This is a genomic window from Steroidobacter cummioxidans (assembly GCF_003104955.1).
The window spans coordinates 166379-183753 of record NZ_LSRW01000009.1 but is presented as its reverse complement, the minus strand read 5'-3'; the positions used below and the strand labels follow the sequence as shown (position 1 = coordinate 183753).

Sequence of the window (17375 nt, the reverse complement as noted above, 5' to 3'; positions counted from 1 at the left end):
GCTCCTACACCGCACGTCCATGATGAGCCCTGCTGTTTCGGCCCCATCCATGTGCCGAAAAGCTGCCGGGAGAAGGTACCCCACCCCGGCGACGCGCCGACAGGTGTGATGTAACCGTTGAGGGGCAGCACGCCGATGCGAGTGCTGCATTCATCCGCCCAATGGAGACTGGCCAAAGCCAGTCTCCACTTTCAAATTACCGCAAACGTTGAATACGCCAAGCCTGCACCGAACCTTTCAGCACGACGTCGAGGCGGGGTACCTCCTTCCGGCAGCCTCGAACAAGAGGGACCTTGTCGGGGCAGTGCGCCCAGGGATGGGACCAACGGGCCTCGCGATAGCGAGGCAGTAGGGGAGCACGGTGCCGGAAGGAGGTACCCCGCCTCGGCGTCGTGCCGCACTGGCGCCTCTCCGCCTAAAGGAAGGAAGCAAGAGCCGACACCTCTTGGCGCCGACTCTTGCCCCTCTAACCTCTTAGCGACCCCAAAGCCGATTCAGCAGATTCGTCTTCCGCTGATCGAAGGTTCGCCACTCTCCCCACCCAGCCTCATTCGACACCGGGTCATATGCATGGCCATACCAGCCAGCCGTATCGCCCGACTCCGGGTTGATCGACCAATAACACCCCTCGATATTCTTGCTCACGAGATAGTCGACGAATGCGTTCTGCCACTGCCCATCGACGCCCGGGGTGATGTGACTCCAGCGATCTCGATCGCGAATGCTGGCCTGGCCCAGCGGCCAATCCAGGTTGCCGCCGAATTCGCCCACCACGATTCCGTAGCCGAGTTGCTTCAGATAACCGAAGTGTTCTTCCCATCCAGCCGCCAGCTGCGTCGAATTGATCACGATGTTGCAGTTGGCATCGCCAGCCGCATCGCCTTCCAATCCAGCACACTGCGGTTGTGCCGGATCCATGAACATCCGTTGCACGAACACCGACGGACCATACGTGTGCGGTGAGAACACCAGTCGTTCTTTGGGAATGTTGATCGGATTGCTGTTCGCTTCGTACAGGTTCTCACCCCAGTTCGGATTCGACGCTGCGCTTCCATGCGGCACCTGAGTCGTCGTATTCGGCGTGCCGTCCTGCGTGCCTGCGACCGTGCCGATGCCCTGCACGAACAGCAGGGTGTTCGGGTTCACTGCGTTGATCGCCGTATAAGCGGCCTCGACCAGCGACTTCCACTCAGCCCACGTGTAGTCGTGCGGCTCATTGTAGATATCGATGCCGATGATGTTATCGACGCCGAGCTGCGTGCCGAGTCCCGCGAGCGTGCGCAGGTTGTCCAGCCACAGCGTCTGATTGTACGGATGCGTGGTAGTCACTGTGCTCGGATTGCCGGAAGCCGCGCACGAATAGTTCTCGCGCTTGTAGTCATAGTTCTCGCGCGTGGCATCGACCCAAGGTGGGCGTGCATCCAATCGGCCCTTTCTCCAGCCGACGTAGTTGGAGCACGAGTGCACGTCGAGCATGACCTCGATGTTGTTCTGATCGGCTGCCACGATGAACTGTTCCAGCGCCAGCCGGGAATTCGCTACGCGCACCGATTGATGATTCTTCAGGTACGGGTCGCGACCTTGCGGGTCGTTGGCATTGAGCGTCTGCGGTACCACCGGCAGGCGGATGACATTGATGCCCATGCCGCTGATCTCAGTCATCGTCTGTTGAATGGTACGCCCCGTGCCCGCGTTGTTATTCGCCCAGAAAGTGTTGCCGATGTATTGCTCCATCGGTGCGCCACTGGGATTGGTTGGATCGTCGGAAGGCTCATGCCGGCCTTCCAGACCAAACCAGGATCCGCAGCGGACTGGAAACACTGTGCCGTTCTTGGTGATCCGGCCGGTAGGATCGACACGGAACACTGCGCCTCCGGAACTCGTCGTCCGCGTGGCAGTGATAGTCGCAGAGGTGTATCCCGAAGCCGCCGCCGTGAAGGTCGACGTTGCTGTGCCTGTGCCCGCAGCAGCGGTGAAGGTCACATTGACGCCAGTGCTCCAGTTCGAGCTGTTGAGGGTGACGCTCGTGGGCGAGTGCGTGATCGCGGTGCTGCCTGATCGAGTGAGTGCCACCGTCACCGAGCTTGTTGGTGCCGCGCTCAAGCGAATGGAGGAAGTACCAGTCGAACCGCCAGCCAGCGACAACGTGCTGGGAGTCGCGGTGATCGACAGCGTCTGCGATCCGCCAATCGTGAATGGCACAGCGGCGGTCGCCGTGCTCAACGAGGGCGAACCGTTGTCGAACGCAGTGGCTTGCGCCGTGTGGCTGCCGGCAGCGAGGCCCGTCACATTGAAGCTGTAGGGCGCGGTCGTGTCGGTGTTCACCAGGTTGCCGTCCACGCGAAATTCAACGCGTGTCACGGCACCGCCCGGATCGCTGGCAGTCGCAGCGAGAGTCACTGTCGAGCCGGCCGGAAACGTTTGTCCGCTCGTCGGGCTCGTCAGGCTGATCGTCGGCGGCGTATTGCTGGTGCCGCCGCCCGTGCATGCAGTGCCATTCAGCCTGAAGTTGGTCGGTGTCGAGTTCGTCGTCGTGAACGTGCCGTTGAAACCGATGGTGAACGTCGCACCGCTGCCGATGCTTTGGTTCCACGCCGCGTTGCTGGACACCGTGGCCTGTGCGCTGCCGGCCGGCTGTGAGAATGTCACGGGCCAGCCGTTCTGGATGCGCTCGCCGTTGGCGAACGTGAATTGGAGTGTCCAGCCGTTGGTGATCGCCGGACCGGTGTTCAAGATCGCGATGTCGGCGCCGTAGCCGTTACCGCCTTCCCAGCTTTTTGTGTAAGTAATCTGGCAGCCGGCGCTCTGCGCAAACGCGCCTGATCCGGTAACCAGATAACAAAGGGCCAACGCCATGAGCCAAAGGATCCAGCGCAACGGACTCATGTCGGAATGTCGCCGCCAAGAGACTCGTCTGTCGCTCGGCGGCAGCGGGATTGCTGCCGCCTCATGAGCATATGAATGAAGCATGTGACTTTCCCCCTGTTGATGCCTCAGAACGTGCCGGTTTGCGTGTACTGAACTCCGCCGCTGGTGTAGTTCACCGTGTAGGTGTCACCCGCGGTGGGATGGGCGGTGCCCGTGCCACCGAACTGCGCGGCGAAAGTGCGATTCGTTCCAGCACTGAGCGTCTGGCCGGAACCAAGCGTGTATTGATAAGTGATCGCAGAGCTCGTGCTCGAGTTGGTCTGCTGGACCTGGCTGCCGAGCGTGTTGTATTGGCCGCTGTAGCTCACACCCGTCGTTCTCTGCACAACGATCGTGACAGACAGCGCGGTGACTGCGGCAGTATTTGAGATCCGCAGCTGATGCTCGTTGTAATACGGGCTGGCGGAAGCGATGACTGGCGTCGCTGTCAGTCCGCCATTGCCGGTGGTCGCCGGTGTGACCTGCAGGAACGCACTCGTGATGCCGGCGGAGTTCTGCGCATACACGCGATTGGCCGTCGCGCTTTGCTGAGGCACGACCTGACTTGATGTATTGAGCACGCCAACGCGCACCGCACCGTTCGCTGCATTCACAGCCTGTCCCAGCGCCAGAGGCCACGCAGTAGCAGCTGCATTCGATGAGGTGATGACGAGCGGGCTCGTCGGCCAATAGGCATCCTGACCAGTGCTCGACACCGTGCGCACGGAAACACGATCGCCGACCGTGAGCGTGCGTGATTCCGAAGTCAGCGGACCGAGATCGAACCACTGCGACGCCGTCGCCGGTCGATGCACGAACGTGCGTGTGGCGCTGTCGGACGAGCCGCTGCTCGACACAACCAACGAGACCGTGACGTTCGAGGATGCCTGCGGATTGGCGAGGGTCAGTGTCGCGACTGATTGATTGGCATTAGTGAGCGTGTAGAGCGACGGGTTTTGAGAGCTGACGGTCCACTGGTAGCTCAGGTTCGAGCCGGTCGAGGTGCGCCCATCGAGGGTGATCGAGCCAGCGCCTTCGAACTCGGCGACGTTGGGTGACAGCACGATCTGCGCATCGAGGGTCGGTCCGGTGCCGCCTTGGAACATTGCGTCGATGCAGCCGTGGAAGCGCTCGTATGTCCACTGGTTGCGGCCCCACTCGGCGTAAATCACGTGCCGGCCGGTGCGCGCTGGGACGTTACAGCGAGTTTGAAACGTGGCAGCGCCCGGGTTGGGAATCACATCCGGATTGGCGTTCGGCGTGGCGTCGTTGTAGTTGAGGACGCAGAAGGGCGTGTCCTCGAAATCGCTGAACGACAGCGCCTTGCCCGTCTGGTACTGGAAGCCGGACTTGGTGATCCAGTAACGGAACTCCTGCGTGTCCGAGAAGTGCGGGCCCCATGAGATGTTCCAGGTGAACACTTTCGACCCGGCAGCCATTGGCGTGGTCGGCCAGTTGATTGGCTGATCCCATGGCGTTGCGGCGCCATTCCACGTCTCCGAGTTGAAACTGCAAACGTTCTGGCGCACGCCGACGCCGGAGCGGCCAGTCGTGTGCGTGAGCACGCTCATGAAACTGTAACCGGCATTCGGGTCGACGCCGGTTGCGCTGAAGGCCTGGCCGCAGACTGGATACTGCGCAGTGCCGTTGTTGACTTGATCAGGCTTGGTGAGGGCGCCGCAGATCCAGTTGCGCGATGGCGGGTCCTGGATGAGTCCGTGCCCGTAGGCGCCGCCCATCATGAGCAGCAGCGCGCCGAGCAGCATCGTCCGTAATGCATCGAGCTTCATACATCCTCCGTTGAACATGTGAAGTCCCGTCCCTCGCTTGTCCGCGAGACCCGGCGCACGAGGTGACGCCGGGTCTCATGTGTGTTGCTTACAGCGGTGGATACGCGTTCTGTAACAGTTCCTGGAATTGCGCCGGGAACCAATGTCCCGACAGCGGCGCATTCGGCTTCGCGCCGGTCATGTTGTTGTTATTGCGTGGATTGCCGCCGTATGTCGGATCGCACATACGGTCGAAGCCTTTGCCTTCGTCATTGGGAATTTCCTGGCTCGCGCCGTCGGACTCGCCGGGCGGCTTGATCCAGACATAGGCGTCGATGCCGGCGGCAGGCGCTGCACGCGGACGCTCACCCAAGCCCGCACCGCTGGGATTGCACCAGTTGCCCTTGTGAATGCGACGATCGATGCGCGACGCGTCGATGCGAGTGTTGAGATCGGCAGCGGTGCTCGGACCGGTCGGTCGGTTCGGGCCGCCCCAGCCGTTGCGTGAGGTATCGATCAGCATACCGATGTTCGCATCGAAGCCGGCCTGGACGGCGCGCTGGCGGAACGCTTGCGCGTACGTCAGTTCATCGTTGAATTGATTCCAATCGATCCAGCGCGACGGACGCGTGGTGTTGTCGACGACGATGTACGGCTCCTGCAGCGCTGAAGTATTTGCAGTGTTGGTGATGAAGCCGTGCACGTTGGCCAGCGTGCTGCCCGAAGCAGTTGCCGCAGTCCGCATCATGTCCACGGTCGGGCCGAAGTTGGTGTCCCACCCCAGCCAGCCGTGATGGCCTGCATCGACATAGTTATAAACATTCGGGATGGCACCGAATGTCGCGAGCGCGTAACCGACGCCATCGACGTAGCCGCGATTCTGGAGCATCGTGTCACACATCGCCGTGCCGGTCGGGCGGCTCGTGACATTGGTCACCAGATTCGGCAGCGAGTCGATCTCGATGATCAGCACGATGCGCAGGTTCGCGTACGCTGGCCGGCGCAGAATGCCGGCGATCACGTCGATGTACTCCGTCTTGTAGCGGGGCAGATCGTTGGGTCCGAGTTCGCCATTGGACGCAAGCGCGGAGCAGTCGCGGCCGGGCAGGTTGTAGATCACGATCTGAATGGTCATCGGCGTGGCGCCGTTCGCCTGATCTTGCGTCAGTGCTTCATTCAAGTGATCGACCAGTCCCATGCTGCCCGTCGTGGGGCTGCTGTTGCCGGCGATTGCGCTGATGCGATCCAGCCACACGCCGGTGGGCTGCATCGAGATCGCGCTACCGCCGGACGCGGCCGCATTCGCCCGCCACTGCGGATTGTTATAAACACCGGAGCCGACATATGGATTGTCGACTCGGCCGGTAACGACGCCACTGCGTGTCACCGAGACCGTGGCCGAGGTGTAGCCGCTCGCGGCGGCCGTGAACGTCGAGGTTGCGGCGGCCGTGCCACTCGCAGCGCTGAACGTCACATTCACGCCGCTCTGCCAGTTACCGCTGTTGAATGTGATCGACGTCGGGCTGGCGGTGATCGCTGTGCTTCCGGAACGGGTGAGCGTGACGGTCACGCTGCTCGCAGGCGCGGCGTTCAGTCGTAATGTCGCCGTGCCGCTCGCGCCGCCTGCGACCGTCAGCGACGTCGGGCTCGCAACGATCGTGGGCTGCACTGTTCCTTGAATCGTAAATGGCACAGCCGCAGTCGCCGTGCTCAGCGCGGGCGAGCCATTGTCGAATGCGGTGGCTTGCGCAGTGTGATTGCCGGCAGCGAGGCCGGTCACGTTGAAGCTGTAGGGCGAAGTGGTGTCGGTATTCACCAAATTGCCATCCACGCGAAACTCGACGCGAGTCACCGCGCCACCTGGATCGCTTGCATTGGCCGCGAGCGTCACGGTCGAGCCGGCAGGAAATGTTTGACTGCTGGTCGGGCTGGTCAAACTCACGATGGGCGCCGTGTTACCGCCGGTGCCGCCGCCTGTGCAGGCCGTGCCGTTCAATGTGAAATTGGTCGGCGTCGAATTCGTCGTCGTGAAGGTGCCGTTGAAACCGGCAGTAAAGGTCGCGCCGCTGCCGATGCTTTGATTCCACGCCGCGTTACTCGAGACGGTGACCTGCGCGCTGCCGGCGGCCTGCGAGAACGTGACCGGCCAACCGTTCTGGATGCGCTGGCCATTGGGGAATGTGAATTGCAATGTCCAGCCGTTGGTGATGGCCGGACCGGTGTTCAGGATGGCGATGTCGGCACCGAAGCCGTTACCGCCTTCCCACGTCTTGGTGTAAGTAATCTGACAGCCAGCCGCTTGAGCGAAGACTTGCTGTGTCATGCCCAGGCTGCAAATCAGCAGTAGGGCAAACAACCAGCGCGCGGCAGATCCTTCGGACCTTTGTCGTCCTTCCATGTTACGACCCCCTGATAGAGCGCCGCTGCACCAGTGGCGCGTGACAATCCTTGTTCGAGCGGGCGCGAACATGGGGCAATTGGCCAACGCTGTCAACATGGAAATCCTTGCCATTCGAGCCAACGCGAGACATGCATGGCCGCGCGCCGAGGTGGGCTTTTCAAGGCAAATCAGTGGACTTATTTGCCGCTTCGTCGAGTCATTGCGGAGTCAATTGTGTCTGGTCAGAAATTGCGCGGACTACAGTCTCGACGGCGCGGGTTTGTTGAATTTCGCGCACGGCGACAGATGTCGCCGATTCTTTGCAGGCCGCGGGCACGTCGTTACACTCGTGCGGTTGCAATCATCGAAGCAGGGGAATGCCATGAGCCGGGATGTGCAGACCGATATCGTCAACGTGTTCTCGCGCCTGGAGCTGAACCGCCGCCACATGATGGCCGGCAGCCTGGCCGCCGCCGGCTTCGCACTTGCCGTGCAGCCGATCGGCGCCGCGACCATCAGCACCGACAGCAAAGGTCTCGACGCCGGCGACGTGAAAATCCCGGTCGGCGATCAAACCATTCCCGGCTATCGAGCCATGCCCGCCAAGGGCGGCCCGTTCCCCGTCATCCTGGTGGTGCAGGAAATTTTCGGCGTGCACGAGCACATCAGGGATATTTGCCGTCGCTTTGCCAAGCTGGGTTATTTCGCGATCGCGCCGGAGCTGTATTACCGCCAGGGCGATGTTTCCAAGCTCAAGTCGATCGACGAGATCCGTCCCATCGTCGCCCAGGTGCCCGATGAGCAGGTCATGGGCGATCTGGATGCGACCGTCGATTTCGCGCAGAAGTCCGGCAAGGGCGATGTCGCCAAGCTCGGCATCACCGGGTTCTGCTGGGGCGGCCGTATCGTGTGGCTGTACGCCGCACACAGCAAACAGCTCAAAGCGGGTGTGGCCTGGTATGGGCGCCTGGTCGGCGATCCCACCGACAATCAGCCGAAACATCCGGTAAACATTGCCGCTGATTTGCAGGCGCCGGTGCTCGGCCTGTATGGCGGCAAGGATCAAGGCATTCCGCTGCAGAGCGTCGAGCAGATGCGTGACGCGCTCAAGAAGGCAAAGGTGGGCTCCGAGATCATCGTGTATCCGGACGCGCCGCATGCGTTCTTCGCCGACTATCGGCCGTCGTACGTCGAAGCCGACGCCAAGGACGCCTGGCAACGAGCGTTGGCCTGGTTCAAGAAGAACGGCGTCGCCTGACCAATTAACCAGGGATTGAAGCGGAGGATGCGGATGAACTGTCGCTCGCTCGTGGCTGGCGCCTGCCTCACTGTTTTGCTCATGGCGTCGGTCGACGCCGCGGAAAATTCCGCTTCCAACGTGATCCAGCGCTACGGCTTGCAGGAGGCCGACGCGCCGGTGAAGGATCGCAAGGGCTGGCGCAAGCCCAAGCGCATTCTGATCGGCGGACAGGCGGCGCGGCTCGGTCCGGCGCTGCAGACCGCTGCGCCCGATGTTGAATTCATCGTGGCGGGCACGCCCGAAGCCAAGGCAAAGATTGCCAGCATCGATGCGACCATCGGTGTGTGCGACGCCGAAGTGCTCGAGGCCGGCAAGTCCATTCAATGGATCCAGCTGGTGAGCGCCGGTGTCGAGAATTGTGTGTCCGTGCCGGGCGTCAGGGAACGAAACATCCTGGTCACCAACATGCAGCGCATCTCTGGCCCGGTCATTGCCGAGCATGTGATTGCAATGACCTTGGCGCTCACTCGCGGATTCGACGTTTATATTCCCGCGCAGGCGCAAGGCAGATGGCTGCCGCGGCTGCCGGCGGGTCGTGCTGCGGTGGTTGATGGCAAAACCATGCTGGTCGTCGGTCTCGGTGGTATCGGCACTGAAGTCGCGAAGCGTGCGCATGCGCTGGGCATGAAGGTCACAGCGACTCGCCACAGCGGTCGCAGCGGTCCTGACTTCGTGAGCTATGTCGGGCTGGCCGATGAATTGCCGAAACTGGCCGCCGAAGCCGATTTCGTGGTGAACACCGCGCCGCTGACGCCGGAGACGCGAGGAATATTCAACGCCGAGCTGTTCGCAAAGATGCAGTCGACGGCGTATTTTATCAACGTCGCGCGTGGCGCCAGCGTGGTGACGTCGGATCTGGTCGCTGCGCTCAACAACAACACCATTGCGGGTGCCGCGCTCGATGTCACCGATCCCGAGCCGCTGCCGTCCGATCATCCCTTGTGGAAAGCGCCGAACCTCATCATTACGCCGCACGTGTCGGCGGCCTCGGACCTGGGTGCCGAAGCCCCGCTGCAGGTCGTGAGCGAGAACGTGAAGCGCTATTCGACCGGCGACAAAATGCTGTCAGTGGTGGACGTAACCCGCGGCTACTGATCGGCCAAAACGGCGGCTCGCGTTGATTGTTGGAACCGGCCCGGCGGTGCAAGCGTTTCGCCGACACCCTTTGCCATTTTTGCAAACCGCCAGCGATCATGACCGTGCCCGCTGCACCATCGACATTGCTTCAGCCCGGCCGCAATTGCTGGCGTGTGGAGCAGGCGCGGCGCGCCGCGTTTGTGGTCGATGGCGATAACTACTTCCGCGCATTCGTCGAAGCTGCGCGCCATGCCAAGCGCTCCATCCTGATCTCCGGCTGGGACTTCCACAGCCGCACGCGCCTGCTGTGCCGGGACCCGAGCGATTGCGAGCTGGAACTGGGCGATTTCCTGAACGGCCTGGCGCGCCGTAACCGGCATCTGCACATCCACATCCTGATCTGGGACTACCCGATGATCTTCGGACTGGATCGTGAGTGGGCGCCGTTTTACGGTCTGGGTTGGAAGCCGCATCGCCGCGTGCATTTCCGCTATGACAACACGCATCCCACCGGCGGCTCGCATCACCAGAAGATCGTGGTGATCGACGATGCAGTCGCGTTCAATGGCGGCATCGATCTGACTTGTCGCCGCTGGGACACCAACGAGCACTCGCCGGACAATCAGCATCGGAACATGAAAGGCGCGGCGTACCCGCCGTTCCACGATTTGATGATGGCCGTCGAAGGCGACGCTGCGATGGCATTGGGCGATCTGGTGCGTGAACGCTGGCGCAAGGCTACCGGCGAGACGCTCCGGCCGCCGGCAGCACAGCGACGAGTGTTTCGGCGCAAGGCCGCGGCGGAGGAGATGAAAGCGTCCCGCTGGCCGCAGTCGTTGACTGCGCATCTCAACGATGTGCAGATTGGCATCTCGCGCACCGCGCCCGAGGTCAATGGCGATGCCGGTGTCAGAGAAGTCGAGGCGCTGTATCTCGACATGATCGCCGCCGCCAGAAACAGCATCTACATCGAGAACCAGTATTTCACCGCCGATAAGGTGGGCGATGCATTGGCTGCGCGGCTCGCCGAGCCCGAGGGGCCTGAGGTCATCGTCGTATTGCGCGAGCTGAGTCATGGCTGGCTGGAAGAGCTCACCATGCAGACGCTGCGCAAGCGCCTGATACAGAAGCTGCTCGATGCCGATCGATACAAGCGTTTCCGCGTCTACTATCCGTTCATCGATGGCCTGAAGGCCGGCACCTGCATCGACGTTCATTCCAAGATGATCGTGATCGACGATGACATGGTGCGCATCGGGTCGGCGAATCTGGCGAACCGTTCGATGGGGCTCGACACCGAGTGCGACCTCACTGTCGAGGCGCGCGGGCGAGAAGACATACAGGAGCAGATTTGCAGTCTGCGCTCGCTGCTGCTCGCGGAGCACCTGGGCTTCGAGGTGGAGGTGGTGAGCGAAGCGATTGCGAATGCCGGCAATTTGCGTGATGCGATCGATCGGCTGCATCGCGACGACCGCACATTGAAGCCGCTGACCGATTTGCCGCAGGTGTCGGACACGCTGCTTAGTGTGATCAGCGTCGCCGATCCCGAGAAGCCGGTCGGGCTTGCGGATCTCGCGCAGATCTTCAGCGCGCCAGACCCCGAGACGACCATGGCGGATCAGCACGCGGACGCGTTCGTGACCAGCCGGTCCGAGGATGCCGAGTCGTCGGCGGGGCCCACCGGCCCGTCGTGGGGCAAGCTGGCAGGAATCGCGGCCCTGGTGATTGCACTGACCGCGCTGTGGAAGTTCACGCCGCTGTCGGTCTATCTCGAAGGCAACCGCATCATGGGGTGGGCGCGCGAAGTCGGTCAGACCTGGTGGGTGCCGATTGTGACAGTGCTCGCGTTCACGCCGGCGTCGTATGTGATGTTTCCAAGACCGCTCATCACCTTGTTTGCTGTCATTGCGTACGGTCCGATCTGGGGTTTCGTCATCGCGATGACGGGCATTCAAGTGGCCGCCTGGACCAGCTACGTCGCGGGCAAGCGGCTCAACCCAAGCACGGTACGGCGCATGGCCGGTGCGAAGCTGGACAAGATTCTGCAGGTACTGCGTCGTCGCGGTCTGCTCGCGATGACGGCGCTGAGATTGGTGCCGTTGGCGCCCTTCGCGGTGGAAGGCGTGGTCGCGGGCGCGATTCGCATGCGTATGTGGGAGTTCTTGCTAGGGACGGCGATCGGGATCCTGCCGGGCACGCTCACGTCGACGGTATTCGGCGATCAGCTGTCGACCTGGCTGGATGATCCTCGACGCATCAACTATTGGGCGATCGCCTTCGTGCTGTTGTTGCTCGTCGGCGCCTCATGGCTGGTGCGCCGCTGGCTGCTCTCAGCAGCATCAACGTCCACGCGACATGGCGTCAGCGACGCGCGCATTGTCTGAGGCCGAAGTGCCGAACGAAGCGGCCGAGGCGCCAGCGCCCGGCGTGCGCCGCATTTCCATCGGTTCGTACAACATTCACAGCTGCGTCGGGCTCGACCGGCGTTGCTCGCCCGCGCGCATCGCGGAGGTGCTCAAGGAACTCGACTGCGACATCTATGCGCTGCAGGAAGTCGACAACGAGCCTGGCGACGAAGAGGACTCGAAGCAGCTGGAATACTTATCCGAGGCCATGGACATGGCCGCGATTCCCGGCCTGCGCATCGTGCGACATAGCGGCGAATACGGGAATGCATTGCTGACCCGGTTCCCCGTCGTCAGTGTGCATCGACATGATTTGAGCTTCGGCAAATGGCTGGAGCCGCGCGGTGCGATCGATGTCGAGCTGGATGTCGGTGGGCGCGCACTGCGCATCATCGCCACGCATCTCGGGCTGAGCCGCTCTGAGCGTCGCTTTCAATGGCGGCAGTTACTCGCGGCGATCGCATCGTCACCGCCCGAGCATCCAACCGTCGTGCTCGGCGACATGAATGAATGGTTTCCGCACGCGGGCACGTTGCGAGATGCACATAAGATTCTGGGCGAAGCGCTGGCGCCGCCGGAATTCCCGTCGTTCTGGCCGTTTCTGGCGCTGACCAGGATCTGGGTGCGGCCGGTGCAGGCCATCGTTTCAGTGAAGGTGCACAGCACGGCGCTCGCCAAACGAGCGTCGGATCATTTGCCGCTGCGTGCGGAGATCGACGTGGAGCGCTTCGCTCTGCGCGCTGCGCCTTAGTGTGAAGCCAGGATGCGCGACTTGCTCATCTCATACTGCGCTTGTGTCAGCACCCCCAGCTCGCGCAATCGATGGTGCTCGCGCATTTCATCGCGAAGGAATTGATGAGGCGGCTGCGGCCGCGCAACCTTCGCGGCATTGATGCTCTTGATGAGCTCGATGAAAAATTTCTTGCCCTCGCGCGCGCTGCCGATCGCGCCGGTCACACTCACCAACGTCACACCGCCGTGCACGCTGATGAACTCGAGCGATTCGGTGGTGCGCCGTAGAAACATCAGCACCGCTGCGGCGGATGCGAGCAACGCGATCACTGCGGTCAGTGGCACGGGATGGATCCATTCGGCGGCGCTCTTGGGCCACAACAGCCACAGGGCGCACGTAGCGAGTGCCGCCAGGCTGATGGCGAGCGCCAGCCAGAACCAGGCGATGTGACGCACGATCACCGGCTTGGCATTGGCGAAACGCAGATCGAAATCGTATTTGCGCGGCTCGATGTCGGGCCGCGTCAGCTGCACGGACAGGAAATGCTCGTCGAGCAAGCCCAGGTGCGTAGCGCAGCCACGCAGCTTGCTGGTGAGCGTGTAGCTCATGCGGGTCGAGCGATGCGGACGTTTCTTCGATGCAACGAGACCGTCGTCGTCATGGCCCGTGTCGAGGGAGATGTGCTCGGCGCGTACTCGGACGGGGTGGGGTTGAGGGTCCAGCATCGTCGTCTCGGCCGCCGCGTTCACATCTGACCTCTGCATCCGATCGTCGTTGTTCTACGAAGCCAACGGTTCGGGATGCTAGGACTGTGACGGAGTTGCAAACGAGAACGCCGTCACACTCGCGACGTGCTCGCCAGGAATTGCGGGACTCCCTGAGGCCGAGTGTTAAATGTGCGCCGCCGACACTAGGTGTTGGAGATGTCGATGAAGCGCAGGAACTCGTTGCGGGTGCGGGCGTCTTCGCGGAAGTCGCCGAGCATTTTGCTGGTGATCATCGACACGCCGCGCTTGTGCACGCCGCGAGTGGTCATGCATTGATGGATGGCTTCGATCACGATACCCACGCCCCGCGGCTTGAGCACGTCGTTGATGCAGCGGGCGATTTGCGCCGTGAGCTTTTCCTGGACCTGGAAGCGCCGCGCGTAACCGTCGACGACGCGAGCCAGCTTGCTGATGCCCACGACCTTGTTGGTGGGCAGGTAGCCCACGTGCGCGCGCCCGATGATGGGGGCCATGTGATGCTCGCAGTGGCTTTCGAACTCGATGTCCCGCAGCACGATCATCTCGTCGTAACCTTCGACTTCCTCGAAGGTGCGGCGCAGATAGTCGGCCGGGTCGCTCAGGTAGCCGGAAAACCAGTCACGATAGGCGCTGACGACGCGCTTGGGCGTGTCGCGCAAGCCTTCGCGCAACGGATCTTCGCCGGCCCAGCGCAACAGGGTCTCGACGGCCTGGCGCGCGTCCTGCTCGCTCACCGTCGGAGTCTGCACGTGCGCCTCGGGCAAGGCGGCATTGCCTGACTTCTTGGGTGTGTGGCTTTTTTTCTTGCTCATGGGCGCTAGCGTACCATCCTTGACTGGCAGGGATTACCATGCGCGCCCTGAAGCGGTTGCCCTGGAGAGGAAACAATAATGCGAGCATGCCTGATCGCAGTGGCTGTCCTGGGTGCCTGGTCGGTGGCCGGCGCAGCGCGAGCGGAGATCGTCAGTGCCGGGCCGAATGGCTTCAATCTGCGCCACATCGCCGAGGCGCCGAATGTCGCGCCGCCGGTCATCTGGGCCGCGCTGTCGGACATCGCGAAATGGTGGGATCCCGAGCACACGTATTCAGGCGATGCGCGCAATCTGTCGCTCGATCCCTTCGTGCGCGGTTGTTTCTGCGAGAAGCTGAGTTTGTATGCCGGCATCGAGCACGGCACGGTCGTGTATGCGCAGCCGGCGAAGACGTTGCGAGTCCATGGCGCGCTCGGGCCTTTGCAGGAGTTCGGCGTCAACGGCGTGATGACGTGGCAGATCGAGTCGGCGGCGGGCGGCTCGCGCATCACGTTCACATATAACGTGGGTGGCTTTGCCGATCGGCCGCTGGCGGATTGGGCGCCCATCGTCGATGAAGTGCTGGGTGGGCAGCTGCAGCGCCTGGCGCGCTACGCGACCAACGGCAATCCCGAGGCGCCCAAGCAGGAAGCGCCGAAGCAGGAACCCCCCAAGCAATAGTGACATTAGAGGGGACAGATCTCGGGGACAGATTTAAAATCCGTCCCCACCGGAGGATTCCCATGCGCATACGTTCCCTGCTCGTTGTCGCCGCCGCCATCCTGGTCACGGCCTGCCAAAGCGTCCAGACCACTCAGCCGGGCGCGATCGGTGTCACGCGCAAGCAGCTGATGGCAGTGTCGTCCGAGAAGGTGGACGAGGGCGCCAAGGTTGCTTACGACCAGGAACTGAACAAGGCGCGCCAGGCCGGCTCGTTGAACACGGACAAACAGGCCTACGACCGCGTGCAGAAGATTTCGCAGCGGTTGATTCCGCAAACCGCGATCTTCCGTCCGGACGCGCCCAGCTGGCATTGGGAAGTCAACGTGGAGACGTCCAAGGACGTGAACGCGTACTGCATGCCCGGCGGCAAGATCATGGTCTACACCGGGCTGATCGATACGATCAAACCGACCGATGCGGAGCTGGCCGCAGTCATCGGTCACGAAATCGCTCACGCCCTGCGTGAGCACTCGCGCGAACGCTTGTCTCGTGCGTATGCCGAACAGGCTGTGCTGGCCGGCGTGGCCGTCGCGACCGGCGGAGAGGCGACGACCATGCAGATCGCCAGTCAGGTTTCGGCTGTGACGTTCACGCTGCCGCACAGTCGTGAACAGGAAGCCGAAGCGGATCGCATTGGCCTCGAGCTGATGGCGCGCGCGGGTTACGACCCGAACGCGGCCGTCACGCTGTGGCAGAAGATGAGCAAGGCGGGTGGCGGCGGTGGACCGGAATTCCTGAGCACGCACCCCTCGGGCGAGTCGCGCATTCGGGATCTCGAAAAGAATGTGCCGCTCGTGCTGCCGTTGTATCAGGCGGGCGCGAAGTAGCAGCTACGGATCGATTCAGCGGCCGGCGGCCATCCCGATCGCAATCACGGCGACGACGATGGCCACCACTGCGGTGCCACCCAGCCACAGCGACTGCCGGTGCAGGGCAGTCAGGGCACGCGTCAAATTCGCCAGTTGCTGAGCCATCTCGCTGACCAGCTCGGCCTGACGCCGCTCGTTTTCTTCCAGCCGCAGGATGCGCTCGACCAGCTCGCCGCTGTCTTGCGATAGCGGCACTGCCTCGGGCGGCGGCATTTGTTTGGTGCGTTTCAAGAACTCGCGCGACACATCGAGGATGGACGGCACGAGCTGCACGATCTGTATCCAGGGTACGGCCATGGATCAAGGGTAGCAGAGACGACCCGACCCTACCGCACTCACGGGTGCGGTAGGGGGAGTTCATTGAGCGCAGCGGCCGATCAGCTCTTGGTGCGAGCTGTGTATTCCGTCTTGCTCAGATAGCCATCGCCATTGGTATCGGCCGAGGCGAAGCTGTCCGCCAGGGACTTGTCAGCCGCGGCTTCGGTCTTGCTCAACTGGCCATCGCCATTCTTGTCGAGCGAATCGAAGGTCATCGCGGAGGATTTCATCGAGTGGTCCTTCTTGTCCTTGTTGTCGCCGGCGTACGCCGTCACGGTCAGCAAGGCGGCCGCCAGGAATGCAATCGATTTGGTCATGATCGTCTCCTTTTTGATCCGAATAAGCCTGTCTCGTCGCTATTGTCTGTCGCGGGCCCGCAAGTGAACGCGGCGCCGTAAAACGGGGTTCCGCCGGCGGCCACGGACGGAAAATGTTGCTCGGACGCTGTAGGGCAACGGCTTGCATCGACGCAGTTGCGTAAAACCAAGTATCGTCCGGCGGGGTTGTAGACAGAACTTGACGAAACTTCGCAACCGACGCTTTTTCGATATGCCATGGTCCAGCGGCGCCCGCATCCCGGGCGGGCTCCGGACTTCAGCCGCGCGCCTATGGATCGAACCATGACCTTGCCTGCTTCTGTACTGATCGTTGATGACGACCGCGAGCTGGGTCAGATGCTCACCGAGTATCTGACCGGCGAGGGTTTTCAGGTGTCCATCGTGCGCGATGGCGCTGAGGCCCTGGAGCGCCTGACCGGCGAGTCGCATCCGTTCGATCTGGTCATTCTGGATGTGATGTTGCCGTCGCTCAGCGGCTTCGAAGTGCTGCGCCGTCTGCGTCACAGCCTGTCGGTTCCCGTCATCATGCTGACGGCACACGGTGCGGACGTGGATCGCATCGTGGGTCTGGAGCTGGGTGCCGACGATTACCTGTCGAAACCCTTCAATCCGCGCGAGCTGGTGGCTCGGGTGCGTGCCGTGCTCCGGCGCTTTTCGCCGCGTGACGCCGATACGCCGGCGCATCCCGTGAGCGTTGGGCCGCTGCGCCTCGATCCCGCGACGTTCGAAGTCACGTTGTCGGGCCAGTCGGTGCGCCTGACCGGCACCGAGCTGCGGTTGCTCGAAGTGTTGATGCGAGCGGTCGGACAAGTGCAATCGCGCGAGTCGCTGACCGAGCGCGTGCTCGGTCGGCGCCTTACGCCTTACGACCGAAGCATCGATACTCATGTGAGCAACCTGCGTCGCAAGCTCGGCCTGGGCGAGAACGGTCTGCCGGAGATTCGTAGCATTCGAGGCGCGGGCTACGTGCTGATCGCCATCGGCGAAGCGCGTGCCGAGCAACGTGTTTGAGCGTTTGA

Annotated in this window: 14 protein-coding genes and 1 pseudogene; 7 read left to right on the top strand and 8 right to left on the bottom strand. The window is 62.4% G+C overall.

Translation table 11 applies throughout. The annotated features are described in order from the left end of the window. Positions 1-474 precede the first annotated feature (474 nt). From D0550_RS06795 to D0550_RS37100, 4 genes and pseudogenes are all read right to left on the bottom strand, one after another. Positions 475-2856 carry a cellulase family glycosylhydrolase gene (locus tag D0550_RS06795; protein ID WP_206606134.1) on the bottom strand — a complete coding sequence of 794 codons (2382 nt, stop codon included), beginning with the start codon at positions 2854-2856 and terminating at the stop codon, positions 475-477. A gap of 137 nt (positions 2857-2993) precedes the next feature. Beyond that, complete coding sequence (locus D0550_RS06790) at positions 2994-4697, bottom strand: lytic polysaccharide monooxygenase (RefSeq protein ID WP_161965676.1); 1704 nt, start codon at positions 4695-4697, stop codon at positions 2994-2996. Positions 4698-4785: 88 nt separating this feature from the next. Continuing rightward, positions 4786-6618, bottom strand: a complete 1833-nt coding sequence (locus D0550_RS06785; protein ID WP_414717268.1) for a glycoside hydrolase family 6 protein — start codon at positions 6616-6618, stop codon at positions 4786-4788. A gap of 48 nt (positions 6619-6666) precedes the next feature. Further along, positions 6667-6999: pseudogene (locus D0550_RS37100) on the bottom strand (cellulose binding domain-containing protein); the annotation flags it as partial. 439 nt (positions 7000-7438) lie between these two features. Between D0550_RS37100 and D0550_RS06780 the strand changes: the two are divergent. The 4 genes from D0550_RS06780 (at position 7439) to D0550_RS06765 (ending at position 12589) form a co-directional block, all read left to right on the top strand. Further along, positions 7439-8314, top strand: coding sequence for a dienelactone hydrolase family protein (locus tag D0550_RS06780; protein WP_116808376.1), 876 nt, complete (start codon positions 7439-7441; stop codon positions 8312-8314). A 33-nt stretch (positions 8315-8347) separates the two neighbouring features. Continuing rightward, complete coding sequence (locus D0550_RS06775) at positions 8348-9451, top strand: D-2-hydroxyacid dehydrogenase (protein WP_161965675.1); 1104 nt, start codon at positions 8348-8350, stop codon at positions 9449-9451. Between the two features lie 98 nt (positions 9452-9549). Further along, positions 9550-11817 (top strand): VTT domain-containing protein, encoded by a 2268-nt coding sequence (locus tag D0550_RS06770; RefSeq protein ID WP_116808348.1) that lies wholly within the window; start codon positions 9550-9552, stop codon positions 11815-11817. Then, complete coding sequence (locus D0550_RS06765; RefSeq protein WP_161965674.1) at positions 11810-12589, top strand: endonuclease/exonuclease/phosphatase family protein; 780 nt, start codon at positions 11810-11812, stop codon at positions 12587-12589. Before D0550_RS06770 ends, D0550_RS06765 begins: the two co-directional genes overlap by 8 nt. Here D0550_RS06765 and D0550_RS06760 read toward each other — a convergent pair. Continuing rightward, positions 12586-13335, bottom strand: a complete 750-nt coding sequence (locus D0550_RS06760; RefSeq protein ID WP_116808346.1) for a hypothetical protein — start codon at positions 13333-13335, stop codon at positions 12586-12588. The genes D0550_RS06765 and D0550_RS06760 overlap by 4 nt on opposite strands. A 146-nt stretch (positions 13336-13481) precedes the next feature. Beyond that, a complete protein-coding gene (gene folE, locus D0550_RS06755) occupies positions 13482-14129 on the bottom strand; it encodes a GTP cyclohydrolase I FolE (protein WP_116808345.1) in 648 nt (215 codons plus the stop codon). A 78-nt stretch (positions 14130-14207) separates the two neighbouring features. Here folE and D0550_RS06750 point away from each other — a divergent pair, with 78 nt between their 5' ends. Next, entirely contained in the window at positions 14208-14789 is a 582-nt protein-coding gene (locus D0550_RS06750) for an SRPBCC family protein (protein ID WP_116808344.1), read from the top strand. A 62-nt stretch (positions 14790-14851) separates the two neighbouring features. Then, positions 14852-15658: a M48 family metallopeptidase gene (locus D0550_RS06745; protein WP_116808343.1), complete on the top strand. Its 807-nt coding sequence runs from the start codon at positions 14852-14854 to the stop codon at positions 15656-15658. A 15-nt stretch (positions 15659-15673) separates the two neighbouring features. On the opposite strand, the gene D0550_RS06740 is transcribed toward D0550_RS06745, so the two are convergent. Both D0550_RS06740 and D0550_RS06735 read right to left on the bottom strand, forming a co-directional pair. Then, the gene (locus tag D0550_RS06740; protein ID WP_116808342.1) at positions 15674-15997 is read right to left on the bottom strand and encodes a hypothetical protein; all 324 of its coding nucleotides are present in this window, start codon (positions 15995-15997) and stop codon (positions 15674-15676) included. A gap of 80 nt (positions 15998-16077) precedes the next feature. Beyond that, positions 16078-16335: an EF-hand domain-containing protein gene (locus D0550_RS06735; RefSeq protein ID WP_116808341.1), complete on the bottom strand. Its 258-nt coding sequence runs from the start codon at positions 16333-16335 to the stop codon at positions 16078-16080. Between the two features lie 303 nt (positions 16336-16638). On the opposite strand from D0550_RS06735, the gene D0550_RS06730 reads away from it, so the two are divergent. Next, positions 16639-17367 carry a response regulator transcription factor gene (locus D0550_RS06730; protein WP_116808340.1) on the top strand — a complete coding sequence of 243 codons (729 nt, stop codon included), beginning with the start codon at positions 16639-16641 and terminating at the stop codon, positions 17365-17367. The last annotated feature ends 8 nt before the right edge of the window (positions 17368-17375 follow it).

Excerpts from the sequence above, each read along its gene's own strand:
- D0550_RS06795 (WP_206606134.1), bottom strand. The coding sequence starts at position 2,856 with ATGGCGTTGGCCCTTTGTTATCTGGTTACCGGATCAGGCGCGTTTGCG.
- D0550_RS06730 (WP_116808340.1), top strand. The coding sequence starts at position 16,639 with ATGACCTTGCCTGCTTCTGTACTGATCGTTGATGACGACCGCGAGCTG.
- D0550_RS06780 (WP_116808376.1), top strand. The coding sequence starts at position 7,439 with ATGAGCCGGGATGTGCAGACCGATATCGTCAACGTGTTCTCGCGCCTG.
- folE (WP_116808345.1), bottom strand. The coding sequence starts at position 14,129 with ATGAGCAAGAAAAAAAGCCACACACCCAAGAAGTCAGGCAATGCCGCC.
- D0550_RS06745 (WP_116808343.1), top strand. The coding sequence starts at position 14,852 with ATGCGCATACGTTCCCTGCTCGTTGTCGCCGCCGCCATCCTGGTCACG.
- D0550_RS06735 (WP_116808341.1), bottom strand. The coding sequence starts at position 16,335 with ATGACCAAATCGATTGCATTCCTGGCGGCCGCCTTGCTGACCGTGACG.
- D0550_RS06760 (WP_116808346.1), bottom strand. The coding sequence starts at position 13,335 with ATGCAGAGGTCAGATGTGAACGCGGCGGCCGAGACGACGATGCTGGAC.
- D0550_RS06775 (WP_161965675.1), top strand. The coding sequence starts at position 8,348 with ATGAACTGTCGCTCGCTCGTGGCTGGCGCCTGCCTCACTGTTTTGCTC.
- D0550_RS06770 (WP_116808348.1), top strand. The coding sequence starts at position 9,550 with ATGACCGTGCCCGCTGCACCATCGACATTGCTTCAGCCCGGCCGCAAT.
- D0550_RS06740 (WP_116808342.1), bottom strand. The coding sequence starts at position 15,997 with ATGGCCGTACCCTGGATACAGATCGTGCAGCTCGTGCCGTCCATCCTC.
- D0550_RS06790 (WP_161965676.1), bottom strand. The coding sequence starts at position 4,697 with ATGAAGCTCGATGCATTACGGACGATGCTGCTCGGCGCGCTGCTGCTC.
- D0550_RS06750 (WP_116808344.1), top strand. The coding sequence starts at position 14,208 with ATGCGAGCATGCCTGATCGCAGTGGCTGTCCTGGGTGCCTGGTCGGTG.